A 20,197-nucleotide genomic window follows, 5' to 3' on the forward strand; every position below is an offset into this window, starting at 1 on the left:
CTAACCAAAATTGCGCGCAGCAGCCAGCGCACCCATGCGCTGGCTGATGGCAAAAAACTCCGCCACCGTGTCGTCGATGATCTGCTGCGCGGTCTTGATCGAATCGATGAGACCGGCCGTTTGCCCAGCAAGTGCCGGGGCCGCCTCCATGTCGCCATCAAAGTACACCTGCTTGATGCCGGCAAAGCTGTCGGCCGGCATCAGGCCCGCTTCGTGGATGGCTTGCGTGCGCTGCGATTTGAGCGCGCGGATGCAGGGGCTGGCCTTGGTGTTGAGCATCCACGTGCCGGTCACGCCTGCGTCGACGATGGCGTTCTTGTAGTTGGCGTGCACGGGGCTTTCGGCGCAGCTGACAAAACGTGTTCCCATCTGCACCGCCTCGGCCCCCAGCGCAAAAGCCGCCGCCATGCCGCGCCCGTCGCAGATGCCGCCTGCGGCCACCAGCGGCACGTCCACCCGCGCGCGGATGGCTTGCAGCAGCACCAGGGTAGAGACCTCCTCGGGGTTCTTGAATCCGCCGCCTTCGCCGCCTTCCACCACCAGGCCGTCGATGCCCGCGTCCACGCATTTGAGGGCGGCATCCACTGTGGGCACCGCGTGGTACACAGTGATGCCCGCGTCCTTGAGCGGCGCAACGAACTTGGCCGGGCTGCCCGCCGACGTGGTCACGAACTTCACGCCCGACGTGCACACAAAGCGCAGCATGGCGTCGTCCTTTAAAAAGCGGATGGGCAGGTTCACGCCAAACGGCAGTCCCAGCGCGCTCATCTTCGTGATCTCGGCCTGGCAGTTGGCCGTTTCGCCCGATGAAGTTTCGATGATGCCCAGGCCTCCGGCGCGCGACACCGCCGAGGCCAGCTGGGTGCGCGCGATCCAGCCCATGGGCGCCTGGATGATGGGGTAGCGCGCACCGGTGTGGGCTAGCACACGGTTGGAGGTAGAGGCGGTCATGGGCAATGTCTCCTGATTTTTGGAGCGCCCATTATTTCGACGGGGGTGCCGTCGCTGTGTCGCCCGGGTTACGGGGCCGAGACGGGTGTCTCTTGCCAGGGCCAACTTGCCAACAGGCGCTGCCAGTCGGCGCAGGGAGAAACCGTGAAATCGGCGGCGGGCCCAGGCCAGCGCAGCCCGCTGTCGAAGGTCATTGTTGCCCCTGTCACCGGGTGGGGCACCGCGAGTTGCCAGGCATGCAGCCAGAGCCGCTGCTGCCCCAGCCGCTCGGCCCACCAGCGGTTAAGCGGGCCTTTGCCGTGCGTGGCGTCGCCAATGATGGGGTGGGCCAGGTGCTTGAGGTGGCGGCGAATCTGGTGGCGCCGCCCGGTGGTGGGAGTGGCCTCGACCAGCGAAGCCCGCGTGGTGGCAAAACGCGCATCACTGGCCTCGGTCAGCGTGAGCTGCGCCAGGCGCCGAAAGCGCGTGTGGGCCTCTTGCACGGCCGCATCGGCCGGGGCGTCGTCGGGCTTCAAGGCGTGGTCAACGTCGATGGCCTCGGGTGCCCACCCGCGCACCATGGCCAGATAGCGCTTGTGCGTGGCGCCATGTTCAAAAGCCTGCGACAGCGCGCGCGCTGCATCGCTGTGCAGCGCCATCACCAGCACGCCACAAGTGCCCTTGTCGAGCCGGTGCACGGGGTACACATGCTGGCGCAGCTGGTCGCGCAGCGCCTGCATCACAAAGCGTGTCTCGCCTGCGTCGAGCCCTGTGCGGTGCACCAGCCAGCCTGCGGGCTTGTACACGGCGACCAGATGCTCGTCGCGCCAGAGGATATGCAGGGGTTGATGGAGAGACAAGGGGGACGGGCGCGAGGCATCAGGGAAGGCGCGCATTGTGCCGCACTGCCACAGTTGCCTACACTGCCCGCTTTCTCGTTGAACAAAGGCCTTGCGCAATGTCCGCTGGAGACTGGAAAGACATGTACGCTGCCGCCGTGGCTGGCGACCTGGCGCTGGTGCGCCACCACATCGGCGCGGGCGTCAACCCCAACTATCAGCACCCTGAAATTTTGTGCACGCCGCTGGTGGCCGCACTGATCCACGGCCATGACGCCATCGCCCACTACCTGTTGGCACACGGTGCAGACCCGCAGTTGCGGTCCGACTTCGACGACATGACGCCGCTCGAAGCCGCACGCCGCCACGGCCGCGCCGAGTTCGTCGCGCTACTGCAGGCCCGCGGCGCGAAGGAAGAGCGCAAACCCTTCTGGTGGCGCTGGCTACCCATCTAGAAGCCCCCCTGAGTCGCTTCGCGCCATCCCCCGGAGGGGGACGCCGCCCGTGCGGCGGGGCGGCGCTTGCACGGCGGCACTGGCTTGGGCCACGCCAGTTTCAGCGCGGTGGCTGGAAAGGTTGCGCCGTTTCTTTTGCGCGCATCTTGGCCGCGATGTACTCGCCATGCGTCACATGCAGCAGCCCCGCCACCTTGCTGATGGTGTGGTTCTCGTTGGCGTCGATGTGGGCATCGGCATAGGCCACCTGCCACATGGCCTCGACCAGCTGGATTTTCTGGTCTTGCGTGAAGTGCTCGTTCAGGCTGCTGGTAAAGCGCTGGTAGTCATACGCAGACTTGGACGTGGTCACGGCCAGCTCCAGCAAACGCTCCAATTCGTCGTCGGCCAGCGCAAACTTGCTGCGCAAAGCGCTCACCATCGCTTTGCGCTCGGCTTCGTCCATGGTTCCTTCTGCGCGCACCACCTCCACCAGCAGCACGGCGGCGGCCAGTTGCACGGCATGGACACGCTCGGCGGGAGACTGGGCGGGCGCGGGCTGGGTGAAGCTGTCGAACAGGTCTTTGAGGGTGCGAAGCATCGTGGTGGGAGTGTCTGTGGATGAACGAACGGGGTGGAGGCAGCCCTGACCAGGTTGGTTCCCCGCCGGGCCGCCCGGCGACAATCGGGGTCCATGATGAAGAAAAACATTCTCCCCCTGCAACTGCTGGTTGCCCCCGACAAGAGCGACCCCGCTCCGCTGGTGCTGTACCACGGGCGCGGGTGCCCCGACGGTTTTGGCGCAGCCCTGGCAGCGTGGCTGTACTACGGCGACCGTGCCGAATACCTGGGGCTGGACCATGGCGACGTGAAGTCCGTGGACGACCTACCGCCGCTCGCCGGCCGCACGGTGTACATCCTCGACTTCTCGTTTGCCGCCGACATCCTGCAGGCCATCGACGAGCGCGCCGCCAAGCTGGTGATGCTGGACCACCACAAGAGCGCCGCCGAAAAACTCACCGGTTTTGCCTGCCGCTGCGGCGTGGTGCACTTTGACATGGACAAGTCCGGCGCGCGCCTGGCGTGGGAATTCTTCCACCCGCACACGCCCTTGCCCGCCATGCTGCAGTACGTGGAAGACCGCGACATCTGGAAGTGGGAGTTCCCCGAAAGCGCCGCGTTTCTGTCTGCGCTGGACATGGAGGAACAGGGCTTTGCGCGCTGGGCCGAGATCGCCGCGTTCAGCCCCGAGCAGCTCACCCTGTTCATGGCGCGCGGCGCCGCCATGGACGAGAAATACCGCAAGATGGCCGCCGACGTTGCCGAGGGCGCGCAGCCCCTGGTGTTCAACGGCGTTGCAGGCCTGATGGTCAACGCGCCCGGCATGTTCCACAGCCTGGTGGGCGACCTGCTGTCGGCCAAGACCGGCACCTTTGCACTGATGTGGAGCGCAGGCCCCAAGGGGGTGAAGGTGGGCCTGCGCTCGCAGCGCAACTTTGACTGCATCGCCCTGGCCGAAAGCATGGGCGGCGGGGGCCATGCGCAGGCCTGCGGTTTCAAGATGGGCGTGGATCGCCTGCCCGAACTGCTGAGCGGCACCTTCGACGCCACTGCGGGGTAGTTGCCGCAGGGAGGGGGACCGGTCCCCACCGGGTTGCCGCCCAGCATCATCAATGCGCGTTGGCGGCTTCCTCAAACCGGTCCACCTTGCGCAGTGGCCGGAACGCCAGCATCCAGCCTCCCACCACACCCAGCGTGCACAGCCCGCCCACCACGGCGGCGGGCACCACGCCCAGCCACGCGGCGCTGGTGCCCGCGCGGAACTCGCCTAGCTCGTTGGACGAACCAATGAACAGCATGTTGACCGCATTCACCCGCCCGCGCATCGCGTCGGGCGTCGAAAACTGCACCAGCGCGCCGCGGATGTACACGCTCACCATGTCGGCCGCCCCGGCCACCAGCAGTGCCACAAACGACAGCCAGAACAGCGTGGACAGCGCAAACACCAGGTTGGCAACGCCAAACACCGCCACCGCGATGAACATGGTGCGGCCCACATGGCGGTTAAAGGGACGCAGGCTCAGGTACAACCCGGCGCCCACTTCGCCCACGGCCATGGCGCTGCGCAACGCCCCCAGGCCCGCCGGGCCCACGTGCAGCACCTCTTGCGCATAGATGGGCAGCAAGGCCACCACGCCCCCCAGCAGCACGGCAAACAGGTCCAGCGAGATCGTGCCCAGGATGATGGGCCGCGAGCGAATGAACGCAATGCCCGCGCCAAACCGCTGCCACATGGTGCCCTGTGCAGGTGCCAGCGGCGCGGCGTGCGCCACCACCACGCGCATCAGCAGCAGGGCTCCCAGCACAAAACAGCTGCAGCACACCGTATAGGTCAGCTCGCCGCCACCCAGCGCATACAGCAGCCCGCCTAGCACCGGCCCGCCAATGCTGGCCACGCGCATCAGCATGCTGTTGGCCGCAATGGCCTGCGCCAGCTGCCCGCGCGGCACGATCTGTGGCAGCAGGCTCTGCATGGCCGGGCCCGAAAACGCGCGCGCACAGCCATACAGGACCAACACCGCGTAGATGCCTGCCACGCCGCTGGCCCCGTGACCGGCCAGCCACCACAAGAGCGCACTGCACACCGCGCCCACCGACCATGCCAGCGCCAGGATGCGCCGGCGGTCAAACCGGTCGATCAGGTCGCCCGCCGGCAACAGCAGGCACAGCATGGGCAGAAACTGCGCCAGACCCACATAGGCCAGCGCCAGCGGCTCGCGCGTGAGGTCGTACACCTGCCAGGCCACCACCACGGCCTGCACCTGCGTGGCCACCACGGCCACCACGCGTGCCACCAGGAAGGCGAGAAATCCGGAATGGCGGTAGACGCTGTCGGGCGGAGGCGATGAAGGAGCCGCAGAAGGCGGGGAAGATGGCGTGGATGAAGAAGGCGGAGAAGGCGAGGGGGTGGCGGGACCAGTCACAACAAGGCAGCGCAAACGCAAAAGAGCAAGCCGGCGATGCTAGCCGGATCACGCTCAGCGTGCTGGCCAAGCGCGCTGGCGTGTCCGCGGCGGCGCGCGGGCCGAGGTTCAACGCGCGTGGCGGCGGCGGTAGTCCCACGGCGCCAGAGGGCGCTTTTGCGACCACAGACCGCTGCCGCTGGCGCGGGCCTGTTGCTGCAGGGGCACGAGGTGCGGGTGGTCATGGGCGTAGTGCGTGTACACCCAGGCCAAGCCGGCGCGCACCTGGGCAGCGGCCACGTCCGTGCCGTTGCAGCGCACGTTGGCCACCTTGCGGCCATAGCTGTCCTCGTCCAGCCACTGCAGTGCGGCACGCTGCTTGAAGCAAAGACGCGCCAGGTTCTGCCGCGACTTCTGGCCAAACGCCTGGCGGGACTCGGGCGCGTCGATGGCTGCCACCCGCACCTTGACCTGCTCGTAGGCACCGGGGCTGCCGCAGCGCACGGTCAGGGTGTCGCCGTCGCTGATGGCGACGACCAGGCAGAACAAAGTGGCGGCAAGGGGCACGTTAGCTGGGGGCGGTGGCAGAGCCGCAGGGTGGGGCTGCGTCCTGCATTTGTTTCAGAAAATTTCCGTCAAATAAGCCTCTGGCGCTTGTCCATAAAGCGCTATAAGCTATCAATAGTGTAGCTTGCAAAGGCTTGGAAAGCCGTGAGTCCCCCCGCCAAATGCCCCCGTCACGGGCTGCGTGTACGTTGCCCACGCCATGCGTGGTGTGGGCGCGGCTTTCTAGAATGAAGGAACCTGACGCGCACGTCCCCGTCTGAGGCGCATTGCGGGCACGGCGTCTTCTGCCAACACCCGCGCCACCTGATTTGCCGACAACCCCCAGCCGAAGGAGTCCCCGGTCTTGAGTCGTTTTACCGCCCGTGCATCCGCCCTCGCGCATCCCGCCCATCCCCGGCGCGCCGCTCGCCTCGCCGCCACGGCCCTGAGCGCCGCCGCCCTTTGGGGGTTGGCGGGCTGTTCGGCAACCGCCAGCAAGTTTGAGGTGCAGGAAAGTTTTGGCTCGGTGGCCACCTATTCGCGCTTGTTTGACGCCACGCCGGGCCAGACCTGCGAAGCGTCGCGCCGCGCGCTGCTCAGCCAGGGCTACATCATCACCACAGCCACAACCGATCTGGTGGAGGGCAAAAAGAGCTTTCAGCCCGAGGCCGAGTCGCACCTGCAGATGGTCGTGCGCGTGGTCTGCGTCCCCGAGGCCAACGACGGCAAGGTCAGCCTGGGCTTTGTCACCGCGCTGCAGGACACCTATGTGCTGCGCAAGACGAACAACTCGGCCAGCGTCGGCGTGGGGGCCATCGGCTCGGTGTCACTGCCGTTTTCGGCCAGCAGTGAATCGCTGGTCAAGGTGGGCAGCGAGACGATCTCCAAGGAACGCTTCTACGAAAGCTTTTTTGACCTGGTCAAGCGCTACCTGGTGATTGACGACGCGCAGGCGAACTGAACACCTTCCAACATTTGGGCCCTTCCTTTACGCCTCTTTACTTTTGCCCTGGCTTGGCACACCATCGCGCAGTACACGCGCCCGTGCCCCCTCGCAGGAGACCCCACCATGGATTCCGTCACCTCGCTTGCCGCTTCGGCCACCAACCGCTACCAGCCCACGCCCCGCAATACCGCGCCAGGCGATGACGCAGAGCCCCGGGGCACCGCCGGTGCGGGCAGTGCGCAACAGCCGCAACAACAAGCCAACACAGCCACCACCGTCACGCTGAGCCGCCGGGCGCAGGAGCTGGCGTCCCGCCAAGCCGCTGACGAGGCGCGCGAGGCTTCTCAAGCCCAGCAGACCCAGCAAGCCACCGATGCGGCCGAAGCCGCCCAAGAAACCCGCCGTACACAGGCCGCCGACGCGGCCGAGCAAGCAGCGCAGCAGGCCGACGCCAGCAGTCCCCGTGCCCAAGCCGATGCGCAGCTGCGCCGCGCCTATGCGGACGCAGAAGGCTCTTACGCGCGGTAATCCTGGCTTCGGCTCTTCACCACAAATTGCGTTACCACCATGGCCAGCTTTTTTGCAGCAGTTTCGGGCGGCTCAGGCGCTTCGTCCTATGCGTTGCAGACTGCTCGCCGCGAAGCCCAGCAGGCCGAGCAGACCGCGCGCTCCCTGCGCTCTGAGGCCCAGTCCGCCCAGCGCAGCGCGGACGAAGAACAGGCCCGTGCCGACAGCCTGCAGGCGCAGACGGCCAAGGCTGACGACCGTTCGGACAGCGCGCGCCGCAACGTGGCGTCAATGTCCCAAGCGCAGGCCGCAGCAGCGCCACGCAGCGTGCCGTTTGTGAATGCGGCGGGCCAGGCCACGGGGCTGCTGCTCAACGCTGTGGCCTGAGAGACTGAGAGCACGCACCACTTTCCGTGCCTTCAGCGCGGGCGGTCCCGGCCCTGCCAGGGTCCCGTCAGCACGCCTCCCACGTCCCCGGCGCCAGGCCGTCCAGCGAGTACGGCCCGATGGCCGCGCGGATGAGCCGCAGCGTGGGGTGGCCCACAGCGGCTGTCATGCGGCGCACCTGGCGGTTGCGGCCTTCGCGGATGATCAGTTCGATCCATGCTGTGGGGATGGCCTTGCGCTCGCGGATGGGTGGTTGGCGGTCCCACACGGCGGGCGGTGGGTCCAGCAGCTGTGCCCTGGCCGGCAGGGTGGGGCCGTCGTTCAGCACCACGCCGTTGCGTAGCGCGGCCAGCACGGCTTCCTGCGGGATGCCTTCCACCTGCACCCAGTAGGTTTTCTCCATTTTGAAGCGCGGGTCAGCTATATGCGCCTGCAACTGGCCGTCGCTGGTCAACAGCAGCAGCCCCTCGCTGTCGGCATCCAGCCGGCCGGCCACGTACACGCCGGGCAGGTCGATGTAGTCCTTCAAGCCCTGCCAGCGCCCTTCAGGGGTGAATTGGCTGAGCACGCCATAGGGCTTGTTGAAGCGGATGAGGCGGGGCGTGGGCATGGGCGGACGGGGCTTTGCAGGGGCGGGGGAGGGGCGGCCGAGCATAGCGCGCGAGGGCTGCACCCCGACCCCGGGTGTGCGTCAACTCGGGCAGCCGTCTGACAGGTGCTGGGGGTGCCGGGCCGCGTAGGGGCTTTGAAATGCTAGGTAAAATCGGCCCCCAGCGCTTGTGCAGCTTGCGCTGGCAGCTATGTATTCCATAGCTTATTCAACTGGGCAAGTGTTGCCTGATCCCCATTAACAAGCCTGCGTAGCTCTCTGCGGCCCGTGATAGCGCGGCCTCGCAGGGGGATGCAGGACATCCCATGGAGACATAGCCATGACCACCATCGAACTCGACATCGCCCAGACCGTCGGCATCGCTGCCGTGCTGCTGGTGGTGGGCGAGGCCGTCAAGAAGCGCGTGGGCGTGTTGTCCCGCTACTTCATCCCTGGCCCCATCATCGGCGGGCTGCTGTTCTCGTTGATTGCGCTGGTGGGGCAGCAGACGGGGCTGTTCACCTTTCAGTTCTACGACAACATGCGCGCCTTCCTGCTGCTGGTGTTCTTCACCACCATTGGGTTTTCGGCCAGCTTCGAGCTGCTCAAGAAAGGCGGTGTGGGCGTGGCCCTGTTTCTGGGCGCAGCGGTTGGGCTGGTGGTGCTGCAGAACCTGCTGGGCGCGGGGCTGGCCACCGCGCTGGGGGTGCACCCTCTGATCGGCGTGGCGGCGGGGTCGGTGTCGCTCACCGGCGGGCATGGCACATCCGCGGCCTTCGGGCCGCTGCTGGAGCGGGCGGGTGCGGTGGGGGCACTGCCCGCAGCCATTGCGGCGGCCACATATGGGCTGGTGGCGGGTTGCGTCATCGGCGGCCCGCTGGGCTCGCTGCTGATGCGCCGCAACGGCCTGCAGCCGCCGACAGCGGCGGACGCTCCACTGCAAACCGCCGCCGTGGGCACCGGCATCCTGCCCGCGCAAATGCCTGCCACAGCCCCTGTGGCCCGCGCCGGCAGCAACGACACAGTGATGTACGCCAGCATCCTGATTGCCGTGTCCATAGGCGCAGGCACGGTGCTCGTCAACTGGCTCAAGGACCTGGGGGTGACCCTGCCGTCCTACCTGGGACCCATGCTGGTGGCCGCGCTGGTGCGCAACATCATCGACTGGCGCAATGGCGAGCTGCCGCTGCGCCAGTTCGAGGTGGTGGGCAGCGTGTCGCTGGCGTTCTTCCTGGCCATGGCGCTCATGTCCATGAAACTGTGGGAACTGGCCGAGGTGGCAGGGCCGCTGCTGCTCATCCTGCTGGCGCAAACGGCACTGATGTTTGCGTTTGCCTACTTCGTCACCTTCCGCATCATGGGGCGCGACTACGACGCTGCCGTCATCGCCGCCGGCCACTGCGGCTTCGGCATGGGCGCCACGCCCAATGCCATGGCCAACATGCAGGCCTTCACGGCGGTCAACGGCCCGTCGGTGAAGGCGTTCTTCGTGATCCCGCTGGTGGGCTCGCTGTTCATCGATTTCTTCAACGCGGTGACCATCACCGGCTTCATGAACTACCTGAAGTAAAGCGGGGGAGCGGGCTGCGGCATGGAGCACAGCCGCGCAGGGCGTCAGATGAACAACGCCGGGTCCACCATGGTGCGGTTCAGCATCACGCCCCAATGCAGGTGCGGGCCCGTCACGCGGCCGGTGGCGCCCACCTGGCAGAAGGCGTCGCCTTGCTGCAGCACGTCGCCCACCTGCACGTCCATGCGGCTCAGGTGGCAGTACATGCTGAGCAGGCCCTGGCCGTGGTCCAGCCACACCGTGCCGCCGTTGAAGAAATAGTCGCCCACATCGATCACGCGGCCCGGCAGTGGCGCCACGATGGGCGTGCCCGTGGCGGCCGCAATGTCCATGCCGCTGTGCGGATTGCGCGGCTGGCCGTTGAACACGCGCCGCAGCCCGAAAGAGCTGGACCGCCGCCCCGGCACGGGCACCGCCATGCGCAGCGACGTCAGCGCGATGCCGGCGGGCTGATCGGTGAACGTGGCCATCACCTGCGCCTGATGGTCGCGCTCACGCTCGTAGCGGGCCTGGTCCTCGGGCGACAGGTCTACCGTGCGGGGCGACACCTTGAGGTGCTGCTCGGCGTACTGTTTGGGCGCAACGCGGTAGGGCACCGTCCGCGGCGTACCGCCGTCGCCCACCATGGTGATGTGGGCGCTGCCCACCGCTGCAGCCAGGGGAATGCCCACCACGGCCGTCCAGTCGATGGCGTCCCCCACCACCAGCAGTGGCACATCCGCATCGCCCTGGCGCACATGCGCAACGGGCCGCCGTGCGGCGGGGCCCAGCGACAGGCGCGCCACGCCGCCGGGCACCTGCAGTGCCTGGGGCCACACCGTGGGGGACGCTGGTGGTGCTGGCCGTGTAGACGGTGATGATGAAGTTGTGTTGGCACGGGCGGGGCCCGCTGCGCTGGCCAGGGCGGGCAGCGCGCACAGTGCGGCGGCGGTTTGCACCAGGGCAGCCCGGCGGCTGATGCGCAAGATGTCGTTGGGCGGGATGAGTGTGGAATGGGGTCGCATGGAATGGGCGATGCAATGAGCCTCGGGGCCGTGGGCCCTGGCGGGGCGTGGCCGTCGATTGTGCCGCCACGCTGGGTGCGGTCCTGCGCTGGCGGCTTTTGCCTACATCGTGTTACGCAGCCGCCCACCACAATCGCCGTATGAAAATTGCGCCTGGGCGCCGCCGCTCCAAAATGTTCATTGTTCTCACGACCGCCCTGGTGACGGGCGTGCTGGTGCTACTGGCACTGAATTTCACCTCGGGCGAAAAAAAGGTGCAGCGGCAGCTGCCGCGCCTGTACACCACCGCCAGCCCGCAGTTCGACCGCGCCATGGGCCACCTGCTGGGTCCCGGCGTGCTGGCGGGCAACGAGGTGAAAGAGCTCCTCAATGGCGACGAGATCTTTCCGCCCATGCTGGCGGCCATCAAGGCAGCGCAGCACAGCGTGACGTTCGAGACCTACATCTACTGGTCCGGCGACATCGGCAAGGCCTTTGCCGATGCGCTCAGCGAGCGTGCGCGCGCGGGCGTACCCGTGCATGTGCTGCTGGACTGGGTGGGCACCTCCAAGATGGAGGAGAGCTACCTCACCGACATGAAGCGGGCGGGCGTGAAGATCGAGAAGTTTCACAAGCCCCACTGGTACAACCTGGCGCGCATGAACAACCGCACCCACCGCAAGCTGCTGGTGGTGGACGGCAAGGTGGGATTTACCGGTGGCGTGGGCATTGCCCCTGAATGGACGGGCAACGCGCAGGACCCCCGCCACTGGCGCGATTCGCACTACCTGGTGCGCGGCCCCGTGGTGGCGCAGATGCAGGCCACCTTTCTGGAAAACTGGCTGAAGGTGACGGGCGAGGTGCTGCACGGCGACCGCTACTTTCCGCAGCTGGACCCGGTGGGCCCGCACCGCGCGCAGATGTTCTCCAGCTCGCCGTCGAGCGGCAGCGAGAGCATGCAGCTCATGTACCACCTGGCCATCACCGCAGCCGAGCGCAGCATCGATCTGTCAGCAGCCTACTTCGTGCCCGACGAGCTGACGCTGCAGCTGTTGATGGACGCTGTGGGCCGCGGCGTGCGCTTGCGCATCATCACGCCCGGCGAATACACCGACACCGAAACCGTGAAGGCCGCGTCCCGCGCCACCTGGGGCAAGCTGCTGCAGGCGGGCGCCAAGATCTACGAGTTTCAGCCCACCATGTACCACTGCAAGGTGATGATCGTGGACGACATGCTGGTGTCGGTGGGCTCCACCAACTTTGACAACCGCTCGTTCCGCCTGAACGACGAGGCCAACCTCAACGTGTACGACCGCGCGTTCGCGCACCGGCAGACCGAGGTGTTCGAGGACGACCTGCGCCGCTCGCGAGAGGTCACGTATGAAGACTGGCTGAACCGCCCGCTGCGCGAACGGGTGCACGAGCGGGTGACCAGTCTGCTGCGCTCGCAGCTGTAGCATTGGCATCGCTGCGAATATGCATAAAAAATGGCTCTAGCGCTTGATGGATAAGCGCTGGAAGCTATCAAAAACGGAGTGAAAGGCTGCCCGGGACGACAGCGGTGGCCGCACCCGGGCGCGGCGAATCACCGCGTCATTGCGTCACGAAGGTGTACTGCACTTCTTCGCTGTCCACCATCTCCAGCACCTCGTGCAGCGCCGCTTCGTCGTCGGTGCTGCTCCACAGGTCTTCGGGGTCGGTGGCAAACAGGGGCTCCATGGTGATGTCCAGGTATTGCCCGTCCGCCATGCGGATCACGGGTGTGCCTTCAGACGTGGTGACCAGTTCCCAGTCGTCGGGAACGGTCATGTCGAGCTGCAGGGTGACTTGGAGTTTTTTCATGGGCGTGGATGAAGGGTAGGAAGGGGCCGGGCCCCGGGTCAAACAAAGCGCGCAGCGTAACCCGGTTTGGGGCGCGCGCAGCCAGCTTGCCTCGCCCGCCTGCGCAGCGCAGGGCAGCGCAGAGCTACTCCGCAGGAATCTCCGCCTCCACCAGCATCGCCAGCAGCTGCAGCGATTCCTGCCAGCCCAGGTAGCACATCTCGGCAGGAATCATCGCCGGAATGCCCGCCTGCACGATGGACACCTCGGTGCCCACGAGCACCTTGCGCAGCGCAATGGTCGTGCGCATTTCGCCGGGCAGGTTGGGGTCGTCAAAGCGGTCGGTGTGCACGATGCGCTCGCCCGGCACCAGTTCCACATACTCGCCGCCAAACGCATGCGTCTGCCCGTTGCTGAAGTTGGTGAACTGCATGCGGTAGCTGCCGCCCACACGGGCATCCAGGCTCAGCACCCGGCCGGTAAAGCCGTGGGGCGGCAGCCACTTGCACATCGCGTCGGCGTCCAGAAAGGCGCGGTAGATGCGGTCGGCCGGCGCACGCAGCACGCGGTGCAGGGTGACGGTGCCGGTTCCGGTTCCAGTGGGCGGGGTGGGGGTGTGGCCGGTCATGCGCGGGTCTCCTTGGGGTGACGGTGGGTGAATGGATTCCGGAGCAGGCCTTTGGACGTGCTCACACCTACACGACGAACGGGCCTGCGCGTTTTCGACACGGTGCCGCATCTTTCAACCGGTGGTCTCTGCGCTGGCGCTGAATGATTCGCCGCCGTGTCAGGCCGGCACAGTGCGCACGCCAAAGCTTTCGCTGCCCTCGGCCCAGGACAGCAGCCGGTCGATGTTGGGGTGCTTGCCCGGAAACGCCCGCGCATCCGCCACATGCTCGGCATACCACTCCAGCCCCAGGCTGGCCGCTGCCGGCGTGATGCTGCCGCCATACAGCGCCGCCAGCGCGGCATACACCGCCAGCGATCCCGTCTGGCCGGGCTTGTTTTCAATGGTGGCCAGCACTTGGCCGTCGTTGCCCAACAGGTGCAGGGCAGCGAGGTGGCTGGCGGAGGGGAGTTGCTTCAGGCGGTCTGCGAAGTTCATGGTGCTGATTGGTAGGAAAAATTTGAATGAAAATGGCCTCTAGCGCTTATTGGATAAGCGCGGGCAGCTACTAAAAAATGAGTGATGTTGGATGCCAGGGGATTGGCGTCGTGGTGCCACGCTCAAGCCTGCCACACCCCAAACCCCGCCGACCGCAGGTCGATGCCGATCTCGATCTCCCGGTCCACCGCGTCTTCGTGGCGCATGGGGTTGAAGCCCTCATAAAGGTCCGGCAGCAGCCGCAGGCCGTATTGCGTCACAAACCGGTTCGCCTGGATGCCAGCCTTGTGCTTGTCAAACCGCACATCGGGGTCCAGCCCCGTCATGCCCACATACACACACGGCTTGCCGTCGATGTAGCCGGGGTTGCAGCGCCGAAAGCGCGGCTCCAGCAGCACGTCCTTGGAGAGTTCGACCACGTAAACGTGGTGGTGGGGCTTGCGGCGCGGCATGGGAGAGATAGGGGCAGGGCTGCCTCACTCCTCCTCATCCGCCAACCCATCATCCCGCAAGCGCCGGTCGAGCTTGCCGCGCAGCGCCTCGGCGTCTTGCAGCAACTGGTCCACCGGTGCTGCAGGTGCCACGCGCAGGCTGGGTGGGAAGAGGCTGCTCATGTACATGGTTTTGGACACGCGCATGGTGTTCAGCCACTGCGCACCCAGCCACAGCGGCACGCCCACGGCCACCACGGCGGCCACCGTCCAGGCCAGGCCGGTGCGGCGGCGGGGCAGCACGGTGGCCAGGTGGGCATACAACGCGCCGGCCAGCACCATCACCACCAGCACCTGCGCAAACTGCGCAAACACCTCCAGCGAAAACGCAAAGGCCGTGACGTGCGCCAGCAGGTTCACCGCGTCTACCCCCACCGCGGCGGCGCAGGCAATGCGCACGTGGCGCCAAAAATGCAGGCGTCCCGCAAACATCTTGTTGGCCACGGCCCACACGCCCGACCAGGCCGTCAGCACCACCATCAGCATCAGCAGCACGCCGGGCAGCGCCTTGAGGTACTGCGACGTGTCGCGCGACTCCAGCCAGGCCGAAACCAGCGCCACACCCGCCACCAGCGCAGCCAGGCCCACGGTGGCACCCACCGTGCGCCACGGAAACTGCGGCAGCGCCTGTTCTTCAGCAATCGGCGTGTCGGCCAGGCGCAGCGTGACGTGGGTGGCCCCCAGGTCAATCGGCGCGCCCTCGGGCCAGTCAAAACGCTCGCCCTGGATGTGGTGCTTGCGCTGCAGGCGTGCGCCGTTGTGCGTCTGCAGCACTTCCACCTGCACGGTGCGGGGCGCTTCCACAGCGCGGTCGATCAGCAGGTGCCGGGGGGCCACGTGCGGGTCGTCCAGCACCAGGTCGCAGTCCAGCGCACGGCCCACGGTGACAGGCCAGCGCATCACGGGCGCTCGCGCCAGCAGGGCGCCGTGGCGGTCAAAGGCCTCGATCAGGCCCAGGGTGGTGTTGTTCGGCATCGCGCTCATGGTGCGGCCTCCCAGCGGAAGGCTTTGAGGTAGTGGCCCGCCAGCTTCATGCTGTTGTCAAAGGCCACGCCCTGCACATCCAGGCGGCCCAGCACGCCCTGTGTGGACTGGTTGACGGATGTCACGAGCACCGTCATGTTGTACAGGCCGGTCAGTTTGCGGTAGGCCGACAGGCACACCACGGCCCGCAGCGGCAGGCTGCCGGGGTCTACAAAACGCTCGGTGCACTCAGCGCCCGTCTGGTGGCGGTTGCCGCGCGTGGGCAGGTTCTCGTTGGCAAAACTTTGCGAATACATGCGCGCAAACCGCAAGGCGCCCAGCGTGGGGGCGTTGTAGGCCTCGTAAGACAGGCGCACGGCTCCCGTGTTGAAGTCGCCCGCCACCACGTCGCTGTCGATGCGGCACTGCGTGCGCTCCAGGTTCAGGCCGGGGAAGGACGGGTCGCGCCCCGAACCCCAGCACCGCGCCAGCGCGTCGTCTGGCACCGGCACACGGTAGTTGCCGTGACGCTGCTCGCGCAGCGGCGCTTTTAAAAACCGCTCGCTCAGCCGCTGCTGGTGCTCGGTCAGTTGCCGCGTCACCTCGGCATACGCCGCCTGGGTGATGGGTTGCGCGTTGGCAGCGCGCTGCACCAGGGCCTGCGCAAACTCGGCCGGTATCAAAAAGCTCACCTGCTCTCCATCCATGCGCTTGGCCACGTTCACGCCCAGCACGCGGCCCGCGTCGTCCACAGCGGGGCCGCCGCTCATGCCGGGGTTGAGCGTGCCGCCAAAAAAGATGCGCGGGTAAAAGCTGCGCCGCACCAGCCCGTTGTAAGTGCCCTCGGTCACCGCAAAGCCGATATCGAGCGGGTTGCCCAGCGAATAGATGCGCTCGCCCTGCGCCAGCGCATCGGTGTCAGGCCTAAAGCCCAGCACCGGTGCGGCGGCCGTGCGGCCCTTGGCGCGCAGCACGGCCAGGTCGTGCTGCACGTCAAACGCCAGCAGTTCCACCTCGCCTTCCTGGCCGTCCATGGTCACGTACACGCCGCGGTAGCGTTCGGGCTCCAGCGCCAGCTGGCTGGCCACGTGAAAGTTGGTCACGATCAGCCCGTCGGCCGACACAAAAAAGCCCGAGCCAATCGACGCCTGCGTGTCGGCGTTGCGCAGCAGCGTGCGGATCTGCAGCAGCTTGTCGCGCGAGAGTTCGTAGATGCGCCGCGCGTCGCGCGACAGCGGTGCCGTACCCGCCGCCGCCGGCGCAGCACCGGGTGCCGCCGATGCAGGTGGCGCGTTGGGGTCTACCGGTTCGGCACCCGCAGGCTGGGCCGTGGCGGCCGGGGCTGGGGCAGGTGTGGGTGGAACGGTGTTTTGTGCCTGGGCCGTTGCGCAAAGCAGCAGCAACAGCACGGACGAGACGGCAAGGCGCAAGCGCCGGAGCGAGGGTAGGGGCATCGCGGTATTCTATGAACGCCCTGCGACAGGCTCTGGCCGCCGGCGCAGAGTCCCTGTCATCTCCAAGCCACTGACTGTTCACACAGCCCTTCATCCCACCCCTCCCATGCATTCCACCGCCTCCTACCCCATCGGCACACCTGGCCAACCCTGGGGCGCCACCGAGCGCGACCAATGGCGCGCCCGCCAGGTGCGCCAGCGCAGCTACGCCGACGACGTGCTGCGCGCCATCGAAGCGCTGCGCGGCCGCTTTGACGTGGAGCTGTACGGCGATGTGGTGTACGCCAACGACGAGCACCCTGCCGAGCGCTTTCCGCTGCGCGCCCTGCGCAGCCGCGGCTGGCAGCCCGGCCTGCCCAGCGTGCTGGTCACTGGCGGCGTGCACGGCTACGAAACCAGCGGCGTGCACGGCGCCCTGCGGTTTGTGGACAAGCACGCCGAGCCATTTGATGGCCGCGCCAACCTGCTGGTGGTGCCCTGCGTCAGCCCCTGGGCGTATGAGCGGTTTCAGCGCTGGAACTTCGACGCCATCGACCCCAACCGGTCCTTCAAGGAAGGCTCCCCCGCACAAGAGTCCCTGGCCCTCATGCGCCTGGTGGCGCAGCACCAGGGCCAGTACGGCCCGTTCGACGCCCACATCGACCTGCACGAAACCACCGACACCGACGAATCCGAATACCGCCCCGCCGTGGCCGCACGCGACGGCAAGGTGTTTGAGCCCGGCAGCATCCCGGACGGCTTCTACCTAGTGGACGACACCGAGAACCCGCAACCACAGTTCCAGCAAGCCATCATCGACGCCGTCGCCCGCGTCACGCACATCGCGCCGGCGGATGAGAAGGGTGAAATCATCGGATCACCCGTGGTGGCCCCCGGCGTGATCCGCTACGAGTTCAAGGCCTGGGGCCTGTGCGCCAGCGTGAGCGGTGCGCGCTACACCACCACGACGGAGGTGTACCCCGACAGCCCCCGCGCCACGCCCGAGCAGTGCATCGAGGCGCAGGTGGCGGCGGTGTGCGCGGCGGTGGAGTTTGTGTGCCGGGAGGCATCGGAGCGGTGAAGTTGGGCGGCTGAGCAGGGCTGTGCAACTCAGCCCGTTGGTTTGCCGCGGCTGCACCATGTAGGCCAAGTGTTTCTCATTCTTCGCAAAAACGATGTTTTGTGAGCTATGAGAAACACTTTTCTTCCTTCGAGGCTACGAACGCAGCACTAAGACAAATGCGTCCAAAGGACGCCTGCCACTAAAGCGCCAGCACCTGCAAAAATAAAAGCAAGCGGCGCTGAAAGTTCAAGCCGATGCCGCCCGCCCACCGGTCAGCGCCCCTAGCAGGCGGGCACTTACCTCGGCCGCATCCGGTGTGGCAAACGCCATGTTGTGCTGCTTCGTCAGCGGCCCGTGGCCCGGCTCCATGCGGCCGGCGGCGTCGTAGCCCATGGCCTTGAACTTCCAAGCGCCGCCAACCAGCTTGAGCGACCCCACATGCGCGCCATTGGCGGTGTGTACGAACACCACCCCGGCGTTGACGGGCACCAAGTGCAAGGGGCCCGCCAGCGGGCCGGGTGGCACTTGGGCGAATGTGGGGGTGAACGGGAGCGTCATGGGTTTCGGTGTTACTGCAATTTTCTGATGAAATTGGCCTCTAGCGCTTAATGGATAAGTGCGAACAGCTATCTTTTAAATAGCAAATGACATCTGCTCCTACCGCTGCATCGCATCCGCCACCGTCTGCGTGGCCGTGATCAAATCGGCGACCAGCCGGGCATCCACATCCAGCAGCCCTTCGTACTCGCCGAGGTTGCGCGTGTTGTGGCACTTGTCCAGCACCCGCCACACCTCGGGCCCCAAGCCCAGCGTGTGGGGCAACACCTGGAACACGATGTAGCGGTTGCCAGCGCGGTAGCCCTTGCGGCGCAGCGCGGCCAGACACAGCGCGTGCGCGGCGTTATAGGCCAGGTCAAACCGGCTTTCCAGCGCCAAGCTGGTGTTGCGTGCGTCTGCCAAGCGCGCCAGGCCGGTGCGCAGCAACCCGTCCAACTCCGCTGCGTCTGGGGCCTCGGCTTTGAGCTGTTTGCCTGGGCCGCTGAGGTTATCCAGTGGTTGGGACATGCAACTGCTCCTGTTTGCCGATGAGCCAAACCGTGGGTTGCTGCAGCACGCGGGTCACGAATGCATTGTCTTGCTCGATGCGCTTGGCAATATCTTGCGGCGTATACAGCGTGGGGTTGATGGTGCGGCCCAGCGTCTGAGTGGCGGCTTCCAGCGCGCCAAACAGCTCGCCATAACCCAGGCTGGCGCTGACCACCATCAGGTCCACATCGCTGCGCGCTGTGTCCTGCTGGCGCGCCACCGAGCCATACACAAACGCCTGCTCGATCTGCCCGGCCAGCGGTGCCAGGGCTGCGCGCAGCACATCGGCCACCCCCATGGTCTTGAGCACCAGGCCGCGCAGCTCGGCAAACACCGGCGCATCGGCATTGGCTTGGTAGTGCTTCTGGTTGCCTTGCTTGCGGACCGTCAGCAAACCCGCCTCCGACAAACCCGCCAGCTCGCGCTGCACCGCACCCGTACCCGACTGGGCCAGCGCAATCACCTCGTTGGCGTAAAAGCTGCGGTCGGGCGTGCTGAAGAACACGGCCAGCACGCGTTGGCGGACGCGGGGGAAGAGGGCGTCAGCCAGGCTGGTAGCGGTGGATGCGGGGGATTGATTCATACCCATAATGGGGTGGATGATACCTAATTAGGGTTTGTAAGAGCTTAGTTTGTGGCTCTCGCTGATGAATGTTGCCAATGGCCTCGACGATGTGCTTCAAGTAGTCCGCCACCCGCAGCGGTTGCGCCCGGCTCACACGGCCATTGCCTCGCGCAGCACCTGGTTCCGAAAGCTGGCGGGCAGGCTGTTGTGGGTGAGCACATCGACCTCCATGCCCAGCAACGCAACTACTTCAGTTCAAACCGAATCGCGCCGATGTCCATCAGCGTGGTTTGCGCGGTGGGCTCTACCAACAGATCGAGGCTGTGTCATCCCATGCAGCGCCGAGCCAAACACACGCACGCTGCTCACGCGGTGGCGAAGAGCAATTTCGCGGATTTGCGAGCGGTGCAGTGAAAGGGCTTCGGAGGGGCGCATTTAGCGGCGCTGCGGTTTTTTAGGTCAAATCGGCCTCTAGCGCTTATAGGGATTACGCTAGCAGCTACTAAACGGATAGCTAATCTTCTGCGGAAAAGATGATCGCGCGATGTCGGTTGATGCTGGACAGCACATAGGGGTTGCGCACCGCGCCCGGCTCCACCAAATCTACGCTCCGGCCGAGTAGGGCTTTCAGATCAGCCTTGGCACCAAAAATCGAATGGAGCCCAGGCTCAACGCCTGGCGAAAACTTCACCAGAAAGTCGGCATCGCTGCGAGCCGGGTCAAAGTCACTGGCTCGCGCAGCCGAACCGACACCTCCAGCCGCTGAATGCCGTAGCGCTGACAGATGGCGGCAATGCCGGATCGGTGCTCACCGATGGCGGGGTGCATGCTGGTGTTGCCGATCAAGCGCTGGGCTTAGCAGGCTGCTGAAATACCTCTCGCAGTCCCTCCGCCGCTGAGACACAGCCACGACAATCAAGGCCCCCGACCACAAGACAAGCCATCCATGCGCGGAGCCGACACCTTCACCGAGAGC

At 66.3% G+C, this 20,197-nt stretch carries 26 protein-coding genes; 8 read left to right on the plus strand and 18 right to left on the minus strand.

The window, feature by feature from the left end; translation table 11 throughout:
• Positions 1-951, minus strand: a complete 951-nt coding sequence (locus ACK4HJ_RS11735; RefSeq protein WP_409831458.1) for an NAD(P)H-dependent flavin oxidoreductase — start codon at positions 949-951, stop codon at positions 1-3.
• A 68-nt stretch (positions 952-1,019) separates the two neighbouring features.
• Positions 1,020-1,826, minus strand: a complete 807-nt coding sequence (locus tag ACK4HJ_RS11740) for a pseudouridine synthase (protein WP_409831461.1) — start codon at positions 1,824-1,826, stop codon at positions 1,020-1,022.
• 62 nt (positions 1,827-1,888) lie between these two features.
• Between ACK4HJ_RS11740 and ACK4HJ_RS11745 the strand changes: the two genes are divergently transcribed.
• Positions 1,889-2,224, plus strand: coding sequence for an ankyrin repeat domain-containing protein (locus tag ACK4HJ_RS11745; protein ID WP_409831464.1), 336 nt, complete (start codon positions 1,889-1,891; stop codon positions 2,222-2,224).
• 100 nt (positions 2,225-2,324) lie between these two features.
• Here the strand turns inward: ACK4HJ_RS11745 and ACK4HJ_RS11750 are convergent, their stop codons facing one another.
• Positions 2,325-2,804 (minus strand): TerB family tellurite resistance protein, encoded by a 480-nt coding sequence (locus ACK4HJ_RS11750; RefSeq protein WP_409831466.1) that lies wholly within the window; start codon positions 2,802-2,804, stop codon positions 2,325-2,327.
• A gap of 93 nt (positions 2,805-2,897) precedes the next feature.
• Between ACK4HJ_RS11750 and ACK4HJ_RS11755 the strand changes: the two genes are divergently transcribed.
• Complete coding sequence (locus ACK4HJ_RS11755; RefSeq protein WP_409831468.1) at positions 2,898-3,824, plus strand: DHH family phosphoesterase; 927 nt, start codon at positions 2,898-2,900, stop codon at positions 3,822-3,824.
• Positions 3,825-3,873: 49 nt separating this feature from the next.
• Here the strand turns inward: ACK4HJ_RS11755 and ACK4HJ_RS11760 are convergent, their stop codons facing one another.
• Complete coding sequence (locus ACK4HJ_RS11760; RefSeq protein ID WP_409831470.1) at positions 3,874-5,187, minus strand: MFS transporter; 1,314 nt, start codon at positions 5,185-5,187, stop codon at positions 3,874-3,876.
• A gap of 108 nt (positions 5,188-5,295) precedes the next feature.
• Positions 5,296-5,733 (minus strand): thermonuclease family protein, encoded by a 438-nt coding sequence (locus tag ACK4HJ_RS11765; RefSeq protein ID WP_409831473.1) that lies wholly within the window; start codon positions 5,731-5,733, stop codon positions 5,296-5,298.
• 424 nt (positions 5,734-6,157) lie between these two features.
• On the opposite strand from ACK4HJ_RS11765, the gene ACK4HJ_RS11770 reads away from it, so the two are divergent.
• The 3 genes from ACK4HJ_RS11770 (at position 6,158) to ACK4HJ_RS11780 (ending at position 7,552) form a co-directional block, all read left to right on the plus strand.
• Entirely contained in the window at positions 6,158-6,673 is a 516-nt protein-coding gene (locus ACK4HJ_RS11770; RefSeq protein WP_409831540.1) for a DUF2242 domain-containing protein, read from the plus strand.
• A 108-nt stretch (positions 6,674-6,781) separates the two neighbouring features.
• The gene (locus ACK4HJ_RS11775) at positions 6,782-7,186 is read left to right on the plus strand and encodes a hypothetical protein (protein ID WP_409831475.1); all 405 of its coding nucleotides are present in this window, start codon (positions 6,782-6,784) and stop codon (positions 7,184-7,186) included.
• Positions 7,187-7,225: 39 nt separating this feature from the next.
• Positions 7,226-7,552: a hypothetical protein gene (locus ACK4HJ_RS11780; protein ID WP_409831477.1), complete on the plus strand. Its 327-nt coding sequence runs from the start codon at positions 7,226-7,228 to the stop codon at positions 7,550-7,552.
• 67 nt (positions 7,553-7,619) lie between these two features.
• On the opposite strand, the gene ACK4HJ_RS11785 is transcribed toward ACK4HJ_RS11780, so the two are convergent.
• Positions 7,620-8,162: a pseudouridine synthase gene (locus ACK4HJ_RS11785; protein WP_409831479.1), complete on the minus strand. Its 543-nt coding sequence runs from the start codon at positions 8,160-8,162 to the stop codon at positions 7,620-7,622.
• Between the two features lie 319 nt (positions 8,163-8,481).
• Here ACK4HJ_RS11785 and gltS point away from each other — a divergent pair, with 319 nt between their 5' ends.
• Positions 8,482-9,711, plus strand: coding sequence for a sodium/glutamate symporter (gltS, locus tag ACK4HJ_RS11790; RefSeq protein ID WP_409831481.1), 1,230 nt, complete (start codon positions 8,482-8,484; stop codon positions 9,709-9,711).
• Positions 9,712-9,755: 44 nt separating this feature from the next.
• Here the strand turns inward: gltS and ACK4HJ_RS11795 are convergent, their stop codons facing one another.
• Complete coding sequence (locus tag ACK4HJ_RS11795) at positions 9,756-10,715, minus strand: peptidoglycan DD-metalloendopeptidase family protein (RefSeq protein WP_409831484.1); 960 nt, start codon at positions 10,713-10,715, stop codon at positions 9,756-9,758.
• Positions 10,716-10,888: 173 nt separating this feature from the next.
• Between ACK4HJ_RS11795 and cls the strand changes: the two genes are divergently transcribed.
• A complete protein-coding gene (gene cls / locus ACK4HJ_RS11800; RefSeq protein WP_409831543.1) occupies positions 10,889-12,151 on the plus strand; it encodes a cardiolipin synthase in 1,263 nt (420 codons plus the stop codon).
• 136 nt (positions 12,152-12,287) lie between these two features.
• Here the strand turns inward: cls and ACK4HJ_RS11805 are convergent, their stop codons facing one another.
• The 6 genes from ACK4HJ_RS11805 to ACK4HJ_RS11830 form a co-directional block, all read right to left on the minus strand.
• Positions 12,288-12,536, minus strand: a complete 249-nt coding sequence (locus tag ACK4HJ_RS11805) for a hypothetical protein (RefSeq protein ID WP_409831487.1) — start codon at positions 12,534-12,536, stop codon at positions 12,288-12,290.
• Positions 12,537-12,660: 124 nt separating this feature from the next.
• The gene (locus ACK4HJ_RS11810; RefSeq protein ID WP_409831489.1) at positions 12,661-13,143 is read right to left on the minus strand and encodes an SRPBCC family protein; all 483 of its coding nucleotides are present in this window, start codon (positions 13,141-13,143) and stop codon (positions 12,661-12,663) included.
• Positions 13,144-13,302: 159 nt separating this feature from the next.
• Entirely contained in the window at positions 13,303-13,620 is a 318-nt protein-coding gene (locus tag ACK4HJ_RS11815; protein ID WP_409831492.1) for a DUF2322 family protein, read from the minus strand.
• A gap of 122 nt (positions 13,621-13,742) precedes the next feature.
• On the minus strand, positions 13,743-14,072 hold the full coding sequence (locus ACK4HJ_RS11820; RefSeq protein WP_409831495.1) for a hypothetical protein: 330 nt from the start codon (positions 14,070-14,072) through the stop codon (positions 13,743-13,745).
• Positions 14,073-14,096: 24 nt separating this feature from the next.
• On the minus strand, positions 14,097-15,095 hold the full coding sequence (locus ACK4HJ_RS11825) for an FHA domain-containing protein (protein ID WP_409831498.1): 999 nt from the start codon (positions 15,093-15,095) through the stop codon (positions 14,097-14,099).
• Positions 15,092-16,528 carry a S1C family serine protease gene (locus ACK4HJ_RS11830; protein ID WP_409831501.1) on the minus strand — a complete coding sequence of 479 codons (1,437 nt, stop codon included), beginning with the start codon at positions 16,526-16,528 and terminating at the stop codon, positions 15,092-15,094. The genes ACK4HJ_RS11825 and ACK4HJ_RS11830 overlap by 4 nt, the downstream gene beginning before the upstream one ends.
• Before the next feature lie 106 nt (positions 16,529-16,634).
• Here ACK4HJ_RS11830 and ACK4HJ_RS11835 point away from each other — a divergent pair, with 106 nt between their 5' ends.
• The gene (locus tag ACK4HJ_RS11835) at positions 16,635-17,588 is read left to right on the plus strand and encodes a M14 family metallocarboxypeptidase (RefSeq protein WP_409831504.1); all 954 of its coding nucleotides are present in this window, start codon (positions 16,635-16,637) and stop codon (positions 17,586-17,588) included.
• Between the two features lie 228 nt (positions 17,589-17,816).
• Here ACK4HJ_RS11835 and ACK4HJ_RS11840 read toward each other — a convergent pair whose 3' ends face one another.
• The 5 genes from ACK4HJ_RS11840 to ACK4HJ_RS11860 all read right to left on the minus strand — a co-directional run bounded on the left by ACK4HJ_RS11840 (position 17,817) and on the right by ACK4HJ_RS11860 (position 20,067).
• Positions 17,817-18,128: a hypothetical protein gene (locus tag ACK4HJ_RS11840; protein WP_409831507.1), complete on the minus strand. Its 312-nt coding sequence runs from the start codon at positions 18,126-18,128 to the stop codon at positions 17,817-17,819.
• Positions 18,129-18,227: 99 nt separating this feature from the next.
• On the minus strand, positions 18,228-18,635 hold the full coding sequence (locus tag ACK4HJ_RS11845) for a hypothetical protein (RefSeq protein ID WP_409831510.1): 408 nt from the start codon (positions 18,633-18,635) through the stop codon (positions 18,228-18,230).
• Entirely contained in the window at positions 18,616-19,239 is a 624-nt protein-coding gene (locus tag ACK4HJ_RS11850) for a transcriptional regulator (RefSeq protein ID WP_409831512.1), read from the minus strand. Before ACK4HJ_RS11850 ends, ACK4HJ_RS11845 begins: the two co-directional genes overlap by 20 nt.
• Before the next feature lie 496 nt (positions 19,240-19,735).
• Positions 19,736-19,912, minus strand: coding sequence for a hypothetical protein (locus ACK4HJ_RS11855; protein WP_409831515.1), 177 nt, complete (start codon positions 19,910-19,912; stop codon positions 19,736-19,738).
• Positions 19,909-20,067, minus strand: a complete 159-nt coding sequence (locus ACK4HJ_RS11860) for a hypothetical protein (RefSeq protein ID WP_409831518.1) — start codon at positions 20,065-20,067, stop codon at positions 19,909-19,911. Before ACK4HJ_RS11860 ends, ACK4HJ_RS11855 begins: the two co-directional genes overlap by 4 nt.
• Positions 20,068-20,197: the final 130 nt, after the last annotated feature.

Source organism: Acidovorax sp. (genome assembly GCF_046294525.1).
Lineage (GTDB): Bacteria > Pseudomonadota > Gammaproteobacteria > Burkholderiales > Burkholderiaceae_C > Acidovorax.